The 1,555-nt window shown below is 32.7% G+C and carries 1 protein-coding gene; it reads left to right on the plus strand.

What is annotated here, in order from left to right:
- The first annotated feature begins 323 nt into the window (after positions 1–323).
- Positions 324–1,379: an AI-2E family transporter gene (locus tag F6K13_RS32450; protein ID WP_124144196.1), complete on the plus strand. Its 1,056-nt coding sequence runs from the start codon at positions 324–326 to the stop codon at positions 1,377–1,379.
- Positions 1,380–1,555: the final 176 nt, after the last annotated feature.

The raw sequence follows: 1,555 nt of genomic DNA on the forward strand, positions 1-1,555 counted from the left end.
GTTTAAAGCCTCCCCTTGATCGGGGATAATAAATAAAAATTTTCCTGTTCGTCAATCCTCTTCTTTTCAAGGAGAGGTAATTCTAAATTCGCGCATTCTTAATTCTTAATTCTTGAATGCCAAAGTCTCAGGAGCAAATCTGAGAAGTAATTATTTATTACTAATTGCTGATAGCTGACTGCTGATAGCTGAATGCTTACAGTTGAGAGACTTATTTGGAAGACAAAAGGGGAAAGCAAACAACGGAGAAAATTTAATGGTTTATTCCCCAACTTGAAATTGTTACAGTAGTCGTAACTCCAACAACTCCAAAACAAAAAAATATGAATTTTGGTCAATGGTTAGGCTTTTTTAGTTTACTTATTTCCTTATATATCCTTTGGGAAATTAGACAACTTGTACTATTAGTATTTGCTGCAATAGTTTTAGCAACTGCCTTGAATAGATTAGTACAGAAATTTTATAGATGGGGAATTAAAAGAAACTTAGCTGTAATTGCTACTTTAAGTTTAGCCACATTAATTATGCTTCTATTTTTGTTGCTAGTTGTACCGCCTTTTATTACCCAGTTTGAAAAATTAGTTGCCTTGATACCTGATGTATTTACAGAAGTTCGCTCTCAACTTGTACAGTTATATCGACAAAGACCCGATTTATTTCCAGCACCACCCACTGCTACTGATATGCTAGTACAAACACAAACATTCGGTACTCAGTTATTTAGCAACTTTTTTAAGATTTTTTCTAATACTTTTATAGTATTCTTGCAGGTACTTTTCGTATTTGTATTAACAATAATGTTTTTAGTTAATACTCAAGCTTATCGAAGAGTAGGATTACTTTTATTTCCTTCTTTTTATCGGCGACGTGCAGATGAAATTCTATCAAAGTGCGAGGTAGCTTTAGGCAATTGGTTTGGTGGAATAGTAATTAACTCTCTTTTTGTGGCGACCTGCAGTGGTATTGGTTTATTAATATTACAAATTGATTTAGTTCTGACTCATGCTTTACTGGCAGGTTTACTCAATTTTATTCCTAATATTGGTCCGACTATGAGTGTAGTTTTTCCCATAATGATTGCTCTTTTAGATGCTCCTTGGAAAATAGCTGCGGTAGGAATTTTATATATTATTATTCAGAATCTTGAAAGTTACTGGTTAAGTCCAACTGTTATGGCAAAACAAGTCTCTCTTTTACCTGCTGTTACTCTAGCATCTCAAATTTTCTTCACTACATTTTTTGGAATTTTAGGTCTAATTTTAGCTTTACCTTTAACAGTAGTAGCTAAAACTTGGATAGAGGAAACATTATTTAAAGATATTTTAGACCCTTGGCAAAATTCTTTATCCACTGAGACAATTTCCAAAGTTGAGAATTAATATTTTTCTACTACATTTATTGCTCTTAAATAATTCAAGATATTGACTTTTTTAATCTTGCTCATCCTCAGCATTTAGCTATTAGCAGTTAGCTCTGATATTTTTAATGAATCAAGCAAGCATTCGCTTAAGCTCTACTACATTTTTAACCAGAGAATTGAAGCACAAGAACGACG

Origin of the sequence: Okeania sp. SIO2B9, from assembly GCF_010672505.1 — a bacterium.
Classification (GTDB): domain Bacteria; phylum Cyanobacteriota; class Cyanobacteriia; order Cyanobacteriales; family Microcoleaceae; genus Okeania; species Okeania hirsuta.